This window comes from Shewanella sp. BF02_Schw (assembly GCF_014596695.2).
In the GTDB taxonomy this organism is placed as follows: Bacteria; Pseudomonadota; Gammaproteobacteria; order Enterobacterales; family Shewanellaceae; genus Shewanella.
This window is the reverse complement of sequence record NZ_JABKAW020000004.1, coordinates 312,469-329,235: the sequence shown is the minus strand read 5'-3', so window position 1 is coordinate 329,235 and position 16,767 is coordinate 312,469. Positions and strand designations below refer to the sequence as shown.

Annotated in this window: 13 protein-coding genes and 1 tRNA gene; 8 read left to right on the top strand and 6 right to left on the bottom strand. The window is 40.2% G+C overall.

The window, feature by feature from the left end; translation table 11 throughout:
• Positions 1–645: 645 nt before the first annotated feature.
• Positions 646–2,541 carry a sensor domain-containing phosphodiesterase gene (locus HNW13_RS16760; protein WP_192114120.1) on the top strand — a complete coding sequence of 632 codons (1,896 nt, stop codon included), beginning with the start codon at positions 646–648 and terminating at the stop codon, positions 2,539–2,541.
• Between the two features lie 104 nt (positions 2,542–2,645).
• On the opposite strand, the gene HNW13_RS16755 is transcribed toward HNW13_RS16760, so the two are convergent.
• From HNW13_RS16755 to HNW13_RS16745, 3 genes are all read right to left on the bottom strand, one after another.
• Positions 2,646–3,857, bottom strand: coding sequence for a hybrid-cluster NAD(P)-dependent oxidoreductase (locus HNW13_RS16755; protein WP_192114119.1), 1,212 nt, complete (start codon positions 3,855–3,857; stop codon positions 2,646–2,648).
• A gap of 112 nt (positions 3,858–3,969) precedes the next feature.
• Positions 3,970–5,628 (bottom strand): hydroxylamine reductase, encoded by a 1,659-nt coding sequence (gene hcp, locus HNW13_RS16750; RefSeq protein ID WP_101085064.1) that lies wholly within the window; start codon positions 5,626–5,628, stop codon positions 3,970–3,972.
• Positions 5,629–5,968: 340 nt separating this feature from the next.
• The gene (locus HNW13_RS16745) at positions 5,969–6,973 is read right to left on the bottom strand and encodes a DUF4382 domain-containing protein (protein WP_192114118.1); all 1,005 of its coding nucleotides are present in this window, start codon (positions 6,971–6,973) and stop codon (positions 5,969–5,971) included.
• Positions 6,974–7,260: 287 nt separating this feature from the next.
• On the opposite strand from HNW13_RS16745, the gene HNW13_RS16740 reads away from it, so the two are divergent.
• Positions 7,261–7,950, top strand: coding sequence for a DUF3157 family protein (locus HNW13_RS16740; protein ID WP_192114117.1), 690 nt, complete (start codon positions 7,261–7,263; stop codon positions 7,948–7,950).
• A gap of 168 nt (positions 7,951–8,118) precedes the next feature.
• Here HNW13_RS16740 and HNW13_RS16735 read toward each other — a convergent pair whose 3' ends face one another.
• On the bottom strand, positions 8,119–8,379 hold the full coding sequence (locus tag HNW13_RS16735; RefSeq protein ID WP_011639029.1) for a DUF5062 family protein: 261 nt from the start codon (positions 8,377–8,379) through the stop codon (positions 8,119–8,121).
• 285 nt (positions 8,380–8,664) lie between these two features.
• Between HNW13_RS16735 and HNW13_RS16730 the strand changes: the two genes are divergently transcribed.
• The 3 genes from HNW13_RS16730 (at position 8,665) to HNW13_RS16720 (ending at position 12,126) form a co-directional block, all read left to right on the top strand.
• Positions 8,665–10,821: a M3 family metallopeptidase gene (locus HNW13_RS16730; RefSeq protein ID WP_192114116.1), complete on the top strand. Its 2,157-nt coding sequence runs from the start codon at positions 8,665–8,667 to the stop codon at positions 10,819–10,821.
• A gap of 200 nt (positions 10,822–11,021) precedes the next feature.
• Positions 11,022–11,111, top strand: a tRNA-Ser gene (locus HNW13_RS16725).
• A gap of 583 nt (positions 11,112–11,694) precedes the next feature.
• Complete coding sequence (locus tag HNW13_RS16720; protein ID WP_192114115.1) at positions 11,695–12,126, top strand: hypothetical protein; 432 nt, start codon at positions 11,695–11,697, stop codon at positions 12,124–12,126.
• Between the two features lie 254 nt (positions 12,127–12,380).
• Here the strand turns inward: HNW13_RS16720 and HNW13_RS16715 are convergent, their stop codons facing one another.
• Positions 12,381–13,739, bottom strand: coding sequence for a glycoside hydrolase family 5 protein (locus tag HNW13_RS16715; protein WP_192114114.1), 1,359 nt, complete (start codon positions 13,737–13,739; stop codon positions 12,381–12,383).
• A 491-nt stretch (positions 13,740–14,230) separates the two neighbouring features.
• Between HNW13_RS16715 and HNW13_RS16710 the strand changes: the two genes are divergently transcribed.
• From HNW13_RS16710 to HNW13_RS16700, 3 genes are all read left to right on the top strand, one after another.
• On the top strand, positions 14,231–14,689 hold the full coding sequence (locus tag HNW13_RS16710) for a nuclear transport factor 2 family protein (RefSeq protein ID WP_192114113.1): 459 nt from the start codon (positions 14,231–14,233) through the stop codon (positions 14,687–14,689).
• Between the two features lie 13 nt (positions 14,690–14,702).
• Positions 14,703–15,152, top strand: a complete 450-nt coding sequence (locus HNW13_RS16705; RefSeq protein WP_059745767.1) for a DUF1499 domain-containing protein — start codon at positions 14,703–14,705, stop codon at positions 15,150–15,152.
• A 223-nt stretch (positions 15,153–15,375) separates the two neighbouring features.
• Entirely contained in the window at positions 15,376–15,567 is a 192-nt protein-coding gene (locus HNW13_RS16700) for a DUF3185 family protein (protein WP_011639035.1), read from the top strand.
• Between the two features lie 222 nt (positions 15,568–15,789).
• Here HNW13_RS16700 and HNW13_RS16695 read toward each other — a convergent pair whose 3' ends face one another.
• Complete coding sequence (locus tag HNW13_RS16695) at positions 15,790–16,386, bottom strand: 2-hydroxychromene-2-carboxylate isomerase (RefSeq protein ID WP_101085055.1); 597 nt, start codon at positions 16,384–16,386, stop codon at positions 15,790–15,792.
• Positions 16,387–16,767: the final 381 nt, after the last annotated feature.

The following is a 16,767-nucleotide window of genomic DNA, read 5'->3' as shown; positions in this document are numbered from 1 at the left end:
AGCCAAAAACTAACATGCTGCTTTTTTCATTAAAGCTGGCTCTATCGTGCTGGCTTAACATTAGCTTCGTTTCATGTACCGAAATCAAATTGACCTCATAAAATTAGTACCGCTGATAATAGTATTAAACGTTTTCAGCAATAAAATATAAATTATTTTTAATCAAATGCTTACATAAAAAGTTAAATACCATAAAGCTCACACTAAGCCATATCACTCGCCTATAGCTGAGCAAATAACAAAACAATATTAATGACCAACATAGAGACTGCATATGTGTTAGGTTGTATTAGTGTATTGCAAGAAATCGATACGATATTCATGGATGAAAGAGCAGCTACAACACTTAAGCCGGTATGTAGTATCACAATGGACTCTCTGAAATTACCCAACCAGTATTTTTCCTTCATTCAAGACTTCAGGTTACATCAGTGCACCATGACGCCGTGCCAATATAACGAATTGATTTATAAAGAATAATAATATCACTTAATTATATGCAATAAATTTAGATGCCATAAAGTTTAGATGTTAATTATCTCGAACTCACCCATTACAGACTGGTGGCCTGTTACCGTATTTCTTCACATACAAACAGCCTGTTTATTGAGTAACAACACAATAAAATAAGAGGTAATTACACTTTTGAAAAATAATACGATTGCGATAACCCCTGAAATGCTGAAGTCTTGGCAAAAAACAGTTGATCTGATTGCCAAAGTCGCTCAAGTGCCTGCATCGTTAATTATGAAACTTCACACTGATGAAATGGAAGTGTTTGTCGCCAATCATAATGCCAACAGCCCATATGCCCCCGGAATGAAAGACATGCTGGGACATAGTTTATATTGCGAATCAGTGATTGAGCAGCAAACAGAATTACATGTCAAAAATGCCCTAGAAGATCCTCGCTGGAGTCAAAATCCTGAGCTTGAATTTGGTATGGTTTCTTATTATGGCGTACCACTCAACTGGCCTGATGGAGAGCCCTTTGGCACCATTTGCATACTAGACCAAAAAGCAAATAGCTACTCCGATGATCTTATTTTGCTGTTAGATTGTTTTCGTCAAAATGTTGAAAGTAATCTAGAAATACTCTACCAAAAAGAAAAGCTGGCTCAAGCCAATTTACAGTTAGAAACTCGTATTGCGCAGCGCACATCAGACTTAGAGCAGCTTAACAGCAATTTAATGCAAGAAATCGATTCACGCATCGCCGCGGAAAAACTATTAGATATTCAACAACGTTTCGACAGCGTCACTGGCTTGCCTAAATTTAGTCAACTCGAAACAGTGTTTAACAACCTGACGAAAAGCGACGCCTTAACCTGTATTTCGGTAACCCATTTCAGCATCACCAACTTAAAAGTCATTCAAGACGGTTTAGGTTATGACATCACTGAAAAAGTACGTAATGTGGTCGCGCAAAAACTACAACATTTTATACCCAATAATACTTATCTTGCCATTGTCAGTGATACGACCTTCTGTATCGTCATCTCCACCAAGAAACAACTATATGGCGATAAGATGGCGACTTTTTGCAGTCGCTTGTGTCAGCACTTTAGCCAAGATATTTATGTCGATGAATTACCGCTATCCATTACCACTGCTATGGGAGTCGCATTTTACCCCAACGATGGTAGTGGATTTATGGACCTATCAAGAAAATCCAGCGCCGCGCTATCACATTGTGAAATGGGTAATAACAATAGCTATAAGTTCTTTAACCAAAAAATGGAATCCGAACTGTCTAGTCGTATACAAATGGAATCATTATTAAGAGGCGCACTTAAACGCGATGAATTGTCATTGCATTACCAGCCATTTGTAAGCACTCAAAGTAAAAGTGTTGTTGGCGCTGAAGTCCTTATAAGATGGAACAACCCAACTTTAGGCCAAGTTTCGCCGGCTGAATTTATTGAAATTGCAGAACATTCAGGCAAAATTATTGAAATAGGTTATTTTGTATTAAGAAGCGCTCTGAAACAATTAGCTTACTGGCGTGAGCTATATAATCGCGATTTTTATCTGGCCATCAATATGTCACCCATACAACTAAAAGACAGTTACTTAGTCGATAAGATTGTTAGCTTGCTTGAGTTATACAACATACCCGGCCATTTGCTTGAGATTGAGCTAACAGAAAATGCGTTAATCCACGATGCAGCATATGCCCAGGAAGTCTTGAGCAAGTTAAATCAGCATGGGATCCGTTTGTCGTTAGATGATTTTGGTACCGGTTATTCGTCACTCAGTTACTTGCAATACTATCCGTTTAACTCAGTCAAAATTGATCGCAGCTTTATTCGTAATCTTGATACTTCAGAACAGAGCCGACAGTTAGTTAACACCATTATCGCCATGGCAAATAACTTACAGTTGTCGTTAGTGGCAGAAGGGGTGGAAAATCAATTTCAAGCCGATTTTGTGGCTAAGCAAGGGGCTGACATATGGCAGGGTTATCATCTGGGAAAACCGGTAGATGCCAATGAGTTTGCCCAGCAATACTTAATCCCCTCAATGACACCACTATTTTAATCTACTGCATGTGTCGCAAATGGTATCGCAATAGTTTCGCACTCAACGAGTACCGTATAAGCCGACCGTTACAAAGTCGGCTTATATGTATACGGTAAGACATATCACATTTGTAAGCGCACATCTGAGGTCATTTGGGTTGAACACGCCAATACAAAGCCTGCTGCAATTTCGTCAGCCGTTAACGCCATTTTGCTAGACGACACAGTGGTGCCTGAAACAACCTGACATTTACACGCACCGCATACGCCTGAACGACATGCGGCAATAATCGGTAATTTTGCTGACTCTATGCCATCAAGTAGGCTTTGGTCGCCAGTTAGCTGCACCTGATTATCACCAATACTCAGCATAAACTGCTCGGTTGATGGATTACTTTCCAACGCAGCTTTCAATCCCATGGCACTACTCGCACCAAAGCTTTCTTGATTGAACTGACTCATATCAAATTCGGCAGCTTCAAGCATTAACTTTACCGCCGCCATGTATGGCTCAGGTCCGCACACAAATACGGTACGCTGTTGATAATCTGGCACTAACTTAACTAAGGTTTCTAAACTTAAGCGACCACTTTCACAACCTGTAGAGGCATGCTTATCAGTCAAATTTTGCTTATTGCCGTCAGACTCTAATACATAATTGAGATTGAAATGTTGGCTGCATGATGCCATCGACGCCATTGAATTAGCAAACATAATGTCATCGACAGTTTTGGCACTGTGTACAAAGGCAATATCGCTGTCGGTAGTGGTATCGCAAAGCCAGCGCGACATAGAATGCATTGGTGTTACGCCGCAACCCGCGCTTAAGAATAAGTATTTATCGGCCTCAATGTCGACCAAGTTAAATATCCCATCAGGGCCAGTAACCGTCACTTCATCGCCAACATTGAGCGACTCAGTTAAGTAATTAGACACCACGCCACCAGCGATTTTTTTAATCGTGACCACTAATGAAAATGGTCGTGAAGGTGACGATGAAATAGTGTAACTGCGGTAAACCTTGTCGCCATTAATATCTAATTTAAAGGTAATAAACTGCCCCGGTTTAAAATTAAATTTCACCGGTGTGAGTCCCTGAAAGCGGAAACTGACCACATCATGGGTTTCATTCCATTTTTCAACACAGCAAAGCTGTACCTCGCCTCGTTGCCAGTTATCAGCTGCCAAAAGTGCTTTCGGGGTTGCCAGTGCAGCGGGTTCAACCGTTGGCGTGGTCTCGATAACGGGGGCCTCGCTAACAGGAGTCACCTTTTTAGCCACTTGGGCAGAAAGCGCTTGTGAAAATGAAAAACCAACTGAGGGAGTACTACTCATTTTGATACCTTAACGCAGTAAAAAATACAGTTAGCGATATGAAAATCTCATATCGCCTTTAATCGTTATCGTGCAAATACGTGTAACATAAATGCACGATTTTTATGGCTAATTACGCCACGTTCATCATTGCTTTTAAGTCTGACTCAACATCGGTAGTGCCACGCAAACCAAACTGTTGCTCTAAAATATTCATTAGATTTTCAGATAAAAATGCTGGCGCAGTAGGTCCTGTACGGATGTTTTTCACCCCAAGTGATAACAAGGTTAACAACACTACAATCGCTTTTTGCTCAAACCACGACAACACTAGGCTCAGCGGCAAATCATTAAGGTCACACTCAAAAATATCTTTTAACGCTAACGCTAACTGAATAGCTGAATAGGCATCGTTACATTGGCCCACATCAAGTAAACGTGGCACACCATTGATGTCACCAAAGTCTAATTTATTGAACTTGTACTTACCGCAACCTAAGGTCAAAATAATTGAATCATCAGGCACAGACTTAGCTAAGTCAGTAAAGTAATTGCGCTCTAATTTGTCGCCATCACAACCACCAATTAAGAAGAAGTGCTTAATAGAACCATTTTTAACGTTTTCAACTACGGTGGGTGCTGCTGCCATTAAGGCGTTACGGGCAAAACCGATGGTGATCATGTGGGGAATTTCATCATAAGCAAAACCTTCAAGTTCAAGGGCTTTGTTAATCACTTCGCTGAAATCATCACCTTCAACGTGAGTTACACCAGGCCAACCTACGATACTGCGGGTATAAATTCGGTCAGAGTACTCACCAACTGTAGGGTCGATAATACAGTTTGAGGTCATCACTACTGCACCTGGGAAAGTGGCAAATTCTTTTTGCTGATTCTGCCAAGCGCCGCCGTAGTTACCGACTAAATGCGCGTATTTTTTAAATGCTGGGTAAGCAAGTGCTGGTAACATTTCGCCGTGAGTAAAGACATTAATGCCCTTGCCTGCGGTTTGCTCAAGAATAAGCTCTAGATCTTTCATGTCGTGACCAGACACTAAAATCGCTTTACCTTTAACAGATTTGGTATTCACTTGTGTTGGCTCAGGATGGCCAAAAGAGGTGGTTTCGCCTAAATCTAACATCGCCATGATGCGGTAGTTTAATTGGCCGATTTCCATTGCAGTAGCAAACAGCTTGTCTGCATCAACAGAATCTTCACCTAAAAATGCCATGATTTTATGGAACTCAGCAGCCACATCAACGTCAGTTTGATCTAATACGCGAGCATGCTCCATATAAGCTGCTGCGCCTTTTAAGCCATATAGGCATAATAAACGTAAGCCTAAAATGTCTTCATTTACGTCTCCGCCGTTAAGCAGTGCAATTGGCGCCTGGGCTAAAATCTCAGGTTTTGATGTAGCAAGTAATAACTCACCTTGACCGCTGACCATTTCTGGCTCGACACCTTGGCCTTTACAAGCAGCAATGTAAGCCGCTTTTAATTGGTCGCGATAGGTTTGTGCCTGGTAGGCATAATCAATTAAGCGTTCATCGTCGAAGTTTACGTTAGTTAACGTGGCAAAAAAGGCTTTAGGCACAAAAGTGTCAATGTCGTTGTCTACAATGCCAAACTCACGCGCTTTAACTGCATAAGCCGACACGCCTTGCAGCATATAGATTAATAAATCTTGAATATCAGACGTCGACGCTAACTTGCCGCACATACCTTGCGAGTAACTACAGCCATTGCCTTCTGGTGTTCTAATGGTTTGCTCACATTGCACACAAAACATAACTCTACTCCTCAAATATTATTCATGTATAAATTTTACATGTTAAGGATGAGTTTACTCTTTACTCTGTAAATCAAAACCCGTTTTTGACACCAATGTTAGATTTTATGAGCTACATCACCTTCAGCAATTGCTAATATTGATTGGTTTTTTATTGGATAATATCGAGAGAGAAAACGGAGGTTATGGCGCGCTAAAATCATTATCTATCGCGACATAATAAACATGGATACAGGGAAAATAAGGTGGCTAGAGTCAGTAAGACATCATTGATTGTATGTCTTACTGACCCAGTTGATTGACCAAATCAAATGGTGGATAAATTCAATTGACCTCAGTACTAGCCACCATGTCCACCATGTCCACCATGGCCTTCATGATGCCCACCATTGCCGTTGCCACACTCATGTACCGTTTGTTGTCCACCAAGAGGGCCAGGTTTAATCGCTATAGAGCCTGCATCTTCATACATAACAAATGGTCCGGTGCTAATGTCATCAAGGATTGGATCATCTAAATGACCTAAACAGCTATAACCAACGCGGTAGTTCCCTTCGGGTAAATAGCCCATTGCAAAATACCAATCTCCATCCGTAGTTTGTAACAATCGGCTCACCGACAGTGGAGCCGTTAGCCCTGCAGGAGGTGTTGTTCCCATATCGGCCATTTGATCAATAGAAGTGACACTGTCAGGATATAAATAAGCTAAATGATAAAATTCCCCGCCAACAGGAGTGAGAGCCGAATACTCAGTTTCGCAATTGGCAATCCATTGCGGATCAACTTCTCCAATTAAATGGCCCATTTGACTATTATCGACTGACCACATTGCACGATGACGTAATTGGTATTGTTCTTGATCCATTAGCAGACCTTGGTACAAGTTAATTTCCAATGTCATTACACGGTGTTGATTAGCTATAATCTCAACATCTTCTATTGGCAAATAACCATTTTCAACTTGCAAACTATGACGGCCTTGGCCATCTTCAACGTAACAACCCTGATTGCCATCACCCTGATCAATTGTCACGTGGACATTATGATATTGGCCAACAGGTAGATCGATATTATCAATGGCAAGATGCCTATTCATGCCCTGATAATCGAGCAAATTAAACTCCATATGTTGTAAACTATAACGGTGTATTTCCCCCGCAGCGTCCGTCATAACAAGTTCATTCATCACTAGCCCTAACCGGGACACTCCCGCCATAGGGGCATCAGACACCCCTAAAGAGAATTGTCCTAAAGGGTTAACTTCATCGGTTGTACTATCACTGCCGCCACAAGCGCTCAGCAATAAAACCGAAGATAACATCAATACTGAATAATAAATTTTCATCACACGTCCTCTATGTATTCGAAACATGCTCAGTGTTACTCACAAAGAGGTATCAGCATTTGATCGACATCAACAAACAGCGTTTAAATGAGTATGATTATTAACCTGAAATTAACATTCTAAAATGAATTCATGCATCACCTAACAATAGCGACACACGCATAAAATATTGCCCCATCACATACAGGGGCAAAATATGAATATCGAACCACAGTTTATTTCCATTTCTACTATAAAAGTCCGTAGAATGAGCCAAAGTGTTAAAGACTTTCAATCAGGATGAATAGATGAAAACCAAACTTAATGCGATCGCATCAGCCCTATTTTTATTACTTGCTCCAGCCGCTATGGCCGCCAATGTTGCTGTTATCACCTTAGAAAATGGCGCCAATGTTCGTCTAAAAGACGACTTCACTTGGGAATACATCATTACCGAAACAGTAACCCAACCAGTGCAAGCCGCTAAAGCCGACATCGCAAAGCAAGCAAACGTAGTAACACAGCCGACCATTGCATCTGCAGCGTCAATAGCAGCAGTAACAACACCTGTTGCAACACCAACGGTTGCCATGCCAACTGCACCAGCAATGAATACTCAAATATCAACCACACGCTTAACTGCAGCGGCGTTAGCACAACCAGAATTATTGGGCAGTACGGCTAAAGACGGCATTAAAATCACCCTTGCAGACACAAAATGGAAAGGCGATAAACTCGGCTTAGTGTTCGATTTTGACAGCACCAGTAACGAACATGTCACGGTTGTTGAAGTTGAAGTGAGTTTTTACAATGAAAACGGTGCATTACTCAAAACAGAAAAGCTTGAAGCCTGGGAAGCGATATTCCGTATGCCAGAAACTTACCTGCGTAATGGTCAACATCGCCAAAGTGATACTATTTGGGTAGAGGGTGTGAATAAGCAGCAATGGCAAAAGCAGTTGATAAGCTTAAAAATTGTTGAAATTGAATCACGCTAATTCAATATCTAATCCTGAACCTAGACACGGAAATAGGTACTAAAATAGGTACGGATGTAAGCGTCAGCACTAGACCCAATACGAGAAATACATTTTAAAATCAATAACAAAAAGCCCAAATGAAATACCATTTCATTTGGGCTTAATTTATGGTGTAGGTTGGTAACCTTAGTTCAATAACTCATGTTCTTTAGGCAGTTGCTTACTAATCCACAATATCAATTTATGTTTACGATTCGGACCATCATCTTTATCTTCGGCTAATGGTTGGATTAAATTGTCTTGCACTAATAATCGATAAATACATTCCACTTTATCTTTTGGCGAAATGCCTTTGCCAAAATCTTCAAAACCACGCTTTTGCGCGTATCCCATGCCAATCTCCATCGCGAGCTTGAGCAGTTTTGTATCGTGTTTACCCGCTTTCATCTATCACCCTCATCGTGCTATCTATTGCTATTAAGCTACGCGAATATCCACAAATTACCACTACAATTACGGCCAGAAGGCCGCAAAATCTAACAAACATCACTATTGGCAACTTTAGTTACAATAATTAATCTTAGTTAATACCATTAACCTTTGCTGCAAGCCGCAGGCTTGGTATTGTACTGGGGTTATTACTTTATGTTTTTATTGTCACTATTCAGCCGCACCACACACTTTGAATAGGCATAAAAACACCTAAAAGGGCCAAGACCCAAGGATATTTCAATGCGTAAAACACTTATCACGACTGCAGTTAGTGCTGCACTGATGCTCAGCGCGTGTTCAGAGCAATCAGCAGACACCGCCATGGCAGCCAAAACGACAACAGATGCATCAACAACTATGACTAAAGCGCCTGCCACTGCCGAAAACGTACTGTTAACACCAAGCCCTTTACAATACATGGCACCACAGTTCGACAAAATAACAGCCAGCGACTACTTGCCAGCATTTGAGCAAGGCATGAAAGATCACAAAGCTGAAATCGCCGCTATCACCAATAACAGCGAAGCAGCCACATTTGACAATACCATTGTCGCACTAGAAAACACCGGGGCTATTCTAGACCGTACTCAACGAGTGTTTTTCAATCTGTCAGGGCTTATCTCAGACGACAACTTCATCAGTGTTGAAGAACAAATTGTGCCTAAGCTAACGGCACATCAAGACAACATCTATCTTGATGAAAAGTTGTTTGCTCGTATCCAAGCGATTTATAAAAATAAAGCCACATTAACAGGCGAAGACTTACGTTTAGTTGAAGTGTATTACGACCGTTTTGTGCGTGCCGGTGCTGAATTATCAGTCGCAGACAAAACAACAATGCGTGAGCTAAACGGTGAACTAGCCAAATTTGAAACCAGCTTCTCACAAAACGTATTAAAGTCATTTAATGACGACGTGATCGTAATTGAAGATAAAGCCCTACTTGACGGCTTATCAGACAACGACATTGCATCATTAGCTGCTGCCGCTAAAGCTGCTGGTAAAACGGGTTACATGATCACTTTAGTGAACACCACCACTCAACCATTGCTTTCTAGCCTTAAAAACCGCGATATACGTAAACAGCTATGGGAAACCTCAGCATATCGCGCCATGGACACCAACGCGCCGTTAAACATCAAAATTGCTCAACTGCGTGCACAAAAAGCCAAACTATTAGGTTACCCAACATGGGCGGCATACTCGCTAGGCGACCAAATGGCCAAAAACCCAGAAGCGGTTTATGGCATTCTTGACGACTTAGCCCCAAAAGCACTGGTTAAAGCCAAAGTAGAAGCGGCAGACATTCAAGCCGAAATCGTTAAAGACGGTAAAGACTTTACTTTAGAGCCATGGGACTGGGCTTACTACGCAGAAAAAGTGCGTAAAGCCAAATATGACTTAGACGACGGCCAGGTTAAACCTTATTTTGAAATGAATACCGTATTAAACGACGGCTTGTTTTTCGCAATGGAAAAACTGTACGGCATTACCGTTAAACCTCGTACTGACTTGCCTGTGTGGCACAAAGACGTCACTGGTTATGAAATCTTTAACAAAGACGGCAGCTCACTAGGTTTGTTCTATCTCGATATGTACGCCCGCCCTGGTAAGCGTGGCGGCGCATGGATGGATGAGTACGTTAGTCAGTCATTCTTACAAAATACTAAGCCAGTGGTGTACAACGCACTTAACGTACCTAAACCAGCAGAAGGTCAACCTACTCTGTTAACGTTTGATGAAGTGAGCACCTTATTCCACGAATTTGGTCATGCCATTCACGGTTTATATTCGCAAGTTAACTACCCAAGCTTAGCTGGTACCAAAACTGCACGTGACTTTGTTGAGTTTCCATCACAAGCTAACGAAGACTGGAGTGTTGATCCACAAGTGCTAGCCAACTATGCGAAACACTACCAAACGGGCGAGCCAATTCCTGCAGAGTTATTAGCTAAAGTGTTAAAAGCACACACCTTTAACCAAGGTTTTGGCACAGTTGAATACTTAGCTGCAGCGTTGCTTGATATGGAATGGCATTCAATTCCAGCTGGCACCGAAATTACCGATGTTGCCGCCTTTGAGAAACAAGCACTAGCCAAACACGGCCTAGACTACGGCCCAATTGCACCACGCTACAAAACCACTTACTTTAGCCACAGCTTCGGCGGCGGTTACTCAGCGGGTTACTATGCGTACCTTTGGACCGAAGTGTTTGCTGCAGACTCGTTTGCTTACATGATGGCTCACGGTGGATTAACCTTAGAGAACGGCCAAAAATACCGTGACGCAGTATTGTCAAAAGGTAATAGCCAAGATCTAATGCAAAGCTACATCGACTTTGCCGGTAAAAAACCATCAACCGACGCCCTATTAAAGCGTCGTGGTTTAGTACACTAAGTATTATTGTTGATATAAGCCTCTCTTATTGGCAACTCGCCAACAAGAGAGGCAAGCTTGCAATGAAAGCGCTTTAAAGATTTAAAAGGGTAAATATTGTGCAAACGTGAGCCTTTTTGTGTCATTTTGCACATTTGTTGTGCCATCGAACACATCAAGGCTTTACATTTTTTCTAATACCCTTATTATTCACCGCGTTCGGAGGGATGGCAGAGTGGTCGAATGCACCGGTCTTGAAAACCGGCAACGGTTTATCCCGTTCTAGGGTTCAAATCCCTATCCCTCCGCCACATTCAAATAAAAAGGCCCGCTATTTATAGCGGGCCTTTTTATTGGGCGAAAGATAGGACTTTGAACCCATGGGTTCCTCTTTATTGAAAGCAAGCTATCCCTCCACAAGATTAAACAAAAAGGCCTTATCGAAAGATAAGGCCTTTTTGTTTGGGCGAAAGATAGGACTTTAAACCCAGGGTTCCTCTTTATTACAAGCAAGCTATCCCTCCGCAAGATTTAAGACAAAAGGCTCATCAGAAATGATGAGCCTTTTTTCGTTTAGGCGAAAGATAGGACTTTGAATCCAAGGGTTCCTCTTTATAAAAGATAGCTATCCCTCCTCCAGATCCAAGATAAATACGAAAAAGTACCATCAGGCATTGCAGATTAATAATGGAACCACGATTAATTCTTCAAATACCATGAATGCTTCTAAATTTTTGTGAGGATACGTCATATTACCGAGTAAACGTGTATCATTAACTTTCTACACGACACAAATCACTTCTTGTTCAGGTTTACTATGTACTGCAGCTAAAGCTCTTCAAGACCGACATAAAGCCTATGAGGCTGAACTACAGAGTATAATGGGAAGATAATATGAAGTTGATTATTTTTTGCTTAGTTTTTTTAGTGTCTTCATGTTCAATAAAGACTAATGAAGAGCAATTGTATTTGAACTACTTTCATTATAAAAATAGTGTCCATAAAGACAATCTATTGCAGATAAGCCCTGACATTTTTAGTCAGAATTTACTCACAAAATTAAATATAAATGAGACTCACGTATCTGAGCAATTACTATTTAAAAAATATATGTCTAAGCAGATTGCACACTTTGAAAAAATAGATGGATTAGTTGGATGCTTATCAATTAATGGATTAGACAATGAGAGTATGCCAATGTCATTTAACATTAAATATATTTATGAGCATGACCGTTGGCTTATCGATGAAATAGGTATTTTATTTGTTAATAGCACTATTGATTTTAAACAATCAGCTCAATGCCCGAGTGAATATCAAAACTGAATACAGATATGACTTAATAGTATGCTCATATAGACATTCATGACAAGTTAAGACAATAGTCTGCTCATCGCAGGCTTTATGCCTTACTTTTCTATTTAATAGCTCACTATTATCATAGCCTTAGATGCGACTCATATACCGCTATAAGCGGTTGTACTGCACTTATACTTATCAACGGTCCTAGCAAAAATTCTAGCTGAGTCCCAAATGAAATATTTACCACTGCGCCAGTCGATATTCTAGGTCAGCCTAGATTATTTTACTGGAACTAATGCTTCTATTAAATGTGGTCGCCACTGCTGAGCTTTATTATCGTATACACCAAAACTCGATGAGTATTCCCAATATGCCCAGCTAATATTCCGTTTTTCTGCTTCACGAGCAATAAAAGCCGTCCAAGCTTTTTGCTGCTTGGGATCCGCATAGCGTGAATATACGCCAAACTCCCCCAAATAAATTTCAAAATTACGATTAGCTTTAGAATTCCAACGAGTCATATTATCCAGTAAAGTGATTAAAGGTGCGGTTTCGCTCTCAGTACCTAACCAAGTCGTTCCTATCCACTTTTTTGAACCATTAACCCATTTAGCTCCTTGGTGAGTAAAATGAAAGGGTTTGTAATTGTGCACTGTAATAATTGTATTATATTGATTTGCATAGTGTGGCAATGACAGTTTAGGTAAGGTATCAGGTACATTCCAATAAGCAGTACCTACCATAACAATACGTTGGGTATTATTTTTTTGTGGAATATCTGTATCGCCCCAAATGACAGTCAATAAACGTTCGATAATGTCGTTCCAATCATTGTAGTGAATACTGTCTTGCGGCTCGTTTAATAGTTCAAAAATTAGATCCGTTCGAGAATACTTAGAAAGTGGAAATTGCTCATTAATTTGTTTCCAAATACCTTCTAAACGTAAAATATGCGACATTTTGTCATTGTCAGTAGCACGCATCAATTCGTTATAGTGATGTACATTTATAATAGCTTTAAGACCGGCGTTATTCGCCCAACCTACAACTTCTTTAACACGATTCATAAATACAGAATCTATGGTATAGGGAAAGGTTTTATCTGCATGCGCAGTCCAGCGAATTGGAATACGTACATTTTTAAAACCTGCTTTGGCAATTATTTTAAAGTCATCTTCAATTAAGACCTTACCACCAGTCCAGTCTCCCTCAAAAGGAGCCTCTAAGTAATTGCCAACGTTGATCCCTCTGCCTAATCGTGTTTGTTTTAGGCCACCACTTATATTCCAAGAATATAAGTCACTATAATAACTGTCTGACAACACCACAGGGGCTTGTATTGAACTCGTATTAGCATTAGAACTTCCACAACCTAATACAATAAAAGTCATCGAGACAAATATTATTGAATGTAGATTTCTACCAATAAACAAGTATGCAGAAATACATATTGTATAACTAAAGTTAAGAGCCAACTGAAAAAAATTTAAAGTAAGCCACTTCTGTCGATGTAATAGATTTTCTCTCGTCATATCATCAACTTTGCAGGATATTGCTCTGTACAGCAAAGATGAGATGTAATGAAAAGTGGCAATATTTCCCAAATTATCAATAATTCGTCTTGGTTTAAACATCATTTACCACCTATTAAAAGATAATTAAAGAATAGAGCAGCAATTCAAAATCTGCCCACAATTTTTAGTAACAAGTGACATTACCATCGAAACAAATTGAACCACAAACTTGTTAGATAAAAATTGGAGTCTACGTGCTACATATTTTAGACTTTGTTAACGGTTTTTATTATCTTCATGGTTTGATTTTCTGTGAATTTTTTATTACGCCCCCACTGTAAAATACTCATGATTTTAATTGTCATTTTAAGCGCTTTCTTTAGGTTCAATGTTGAGTTATTGTCTGATTTATTGGCTAACGAACATTGCCAAATCAATATTTTGAATAGACTGTATATCCCCACAGAAAACGGATTAAAAATCACCACCGAATTACCAAAATTTAGAAAGAAAACGACGGTAAGGCTTTCAAACTGCCAATGATGGCTGTGAAGTGGGGCACTAAATCCGGCACTTTCACTAACTTTGTCACTGGCACATAAGGAATCGAAACGATGAAACAAATCTGCTTGGTTTTATTAGCTTTTTTCTCAATACCTTCATTGGCTGATGACATGGTGTTAGCTGACACAATGAAAGCGCTTGATACTGCGGTGTTTGACTCATTTAACCATTGCCAAAATCCGCAAGAGCTAGATAAGCACGCAAGCTTTTTTGCAGCTGATGTTGAGTTTTATCATGATAATGGTGGGGTAACGTGGGACCGTGACAGCATGATTGCGAATACTAAAAACAATGCATGTGGTCATTACACCCGAAAGCTGGTTGAAGGCTCTTTTAACGTCCACTCGATTAAGAATTTTGGTGCCATTACCGAAGGAGTGCATATCTTTTGTCAAAATAAAACCAACCAATGTGAAGGTAAAGCTGACTTTGTCATGGTTTGGCGTAAAGTAGATGACAAATGGCAAATAACCCGAGTATTAAGTTACGGTCACCGAGAAAATAAATAAAAGGATATTAATAATGTACAAGCAAGTTTCAATTATTACACTCAGCATGATGCTGTTAATGGGTTGTTCTGGCACGGTGCCTACTTTAGGCATTAATGATGGCCAGTTAATGCCATGTCCTGAATCGCCAAATTGCGTCAATAGCCAACAATCAGTTGCAGATGAAGAACATGCTATACAACCGATTGAGTTTGTCGGCACACGCCAGCAGGCACAGGCAAAACTGTTGCACGTACTAAAGGCTGCTGAACGAGCGAATATCGTCGTGGTTGAGGATGATTATATCCGAGTAGAATTTACCTCGCAGATAATGCGTTTTGTCGATGATGTTGAGTTTTATTTCCCGTCAACAACATCTGATAACATTACCATCCATGTTAGATCTGCTTCACGTATCGGAGAGTCTGACTTTGGGGTTAACCGCGAGCGAATAGAACAGATTAGAAATAACGTCAAACTATAGTGACGATAAAAAGATCGATCAACGTAATAACTGGTTAGCTTGTGTCTGTTTCATTTTACTAAAAATGAAACAGATGGAAGCGCCCCCCCCCAGAGATGGGTCTGGGAGCTTGTATAAAGAGCCCTCATGAGTTTCGTTAGTTTCGGGTTATCTACTGCAACATTATCAACTAAACGTCATCAACGGTGGCATCACTGCCACTTCATCAAAGTCTGGAGTTAGCATGAATAGTAAAATTATTGGGATTGTACTTGTTATTGCGGGTATTTTTTTAGCGTTGTGGGGCTACAATATTTATGATGCAGCTAGTTCTCAAGTTACCCGCGCCATAAGTGGTGATACACCTATTGAAGCCTGGGCTGGAATGGCGGGTGGTATTATTGCGGTTCTAATAGGTATTACAAAGTTGAAATAATGGATTGTGATTTTGCGTTGAAATCAAAATACTCAACCATAATGGCTATCAATTAATATTTATTTATAGGCATGGTTATTGGTTCTAAAAACCGCAAATTAGCACCGCATAAACAGCTAAGGATTATGGTTTTTTACCTTTGAACGTTCATTGCTATTGGCACCGGTAAAGGTTGCAGTAAATAACCACTGCAACCTTATTTTAGACCTCACCTAAATAACGTTATCCAGCCAGCTTGTCGTTAAGTAAATCGAGTCTATCTTGTCCCCAAAATGGCTCATTTTGATACACATAGGTAGGTACTCCCAACAAGCCTTTTTCAATAGCATCTACAGTATTAGATTCGTATATTACTTCGATTTCGGCTGACAATGCTTGCTGCACAACACTGTCGGCGTCGACATTGAGTGAGGTTAATATTTGCTTAATCACCGCTTCATCAGCAATGTTTTGATCTTTTGCCCAACATGCTGCCAGTACATTACCAACAAATTCACCGACATCTTGTCCAGCTTGTTGTAACACAATTGTGCATCTGTCGGCCAAACTTGGGTCTGCAGGGAAAAAAGCAGGCTGTAGATTAAGGGTCAATTTGCGCTTTGTTGACCAACGAGCTAACTCAATTAAGCGATAGTCTTGTCGAGCTTGCAGGCGTTGTTTTACCGGTAACACACCTAATTCAGCAAATAATTTTGCCAGTTTAATCGGCTTATAGTTGATAGCAGCTTTGTGCTGTTCAGCCAAAGAGGTAAAGGTGCTATGGCCTAAATAGGCATAAGGTGAAAGGCTAGTAAAATAATACTCTATTGCTGTTGTCATGGTTCACATTACCTTTTTGGGCTTATTTGAGGGGCTGAGTCGTCACACACGTGTATTTAGCCTATATCTAGCATTAACTGATAACGACCATAATACAATCATAACTAACAGTTAAATTCCAAGTACTATGGCTAAAAGTCTGCCTTCTGGCCACTGAGAAAGTTAATATCAAGTCTATGATAATCTCACAATAAACCTTAAAGAATATTAAGTCTCTCAACGATTAAGACCATAATGTCATAAGGCAGAACAACACAGAATCTGTTACAGGATCAATTGTTGTAACTCACTCTTTAGCTTAAAAAGTGTTTCACACTCCCGCTAAGTGACTGAGATTGAACATAGTCGGCATAATGCTGTTATAGAGTGATGCTGATAAAT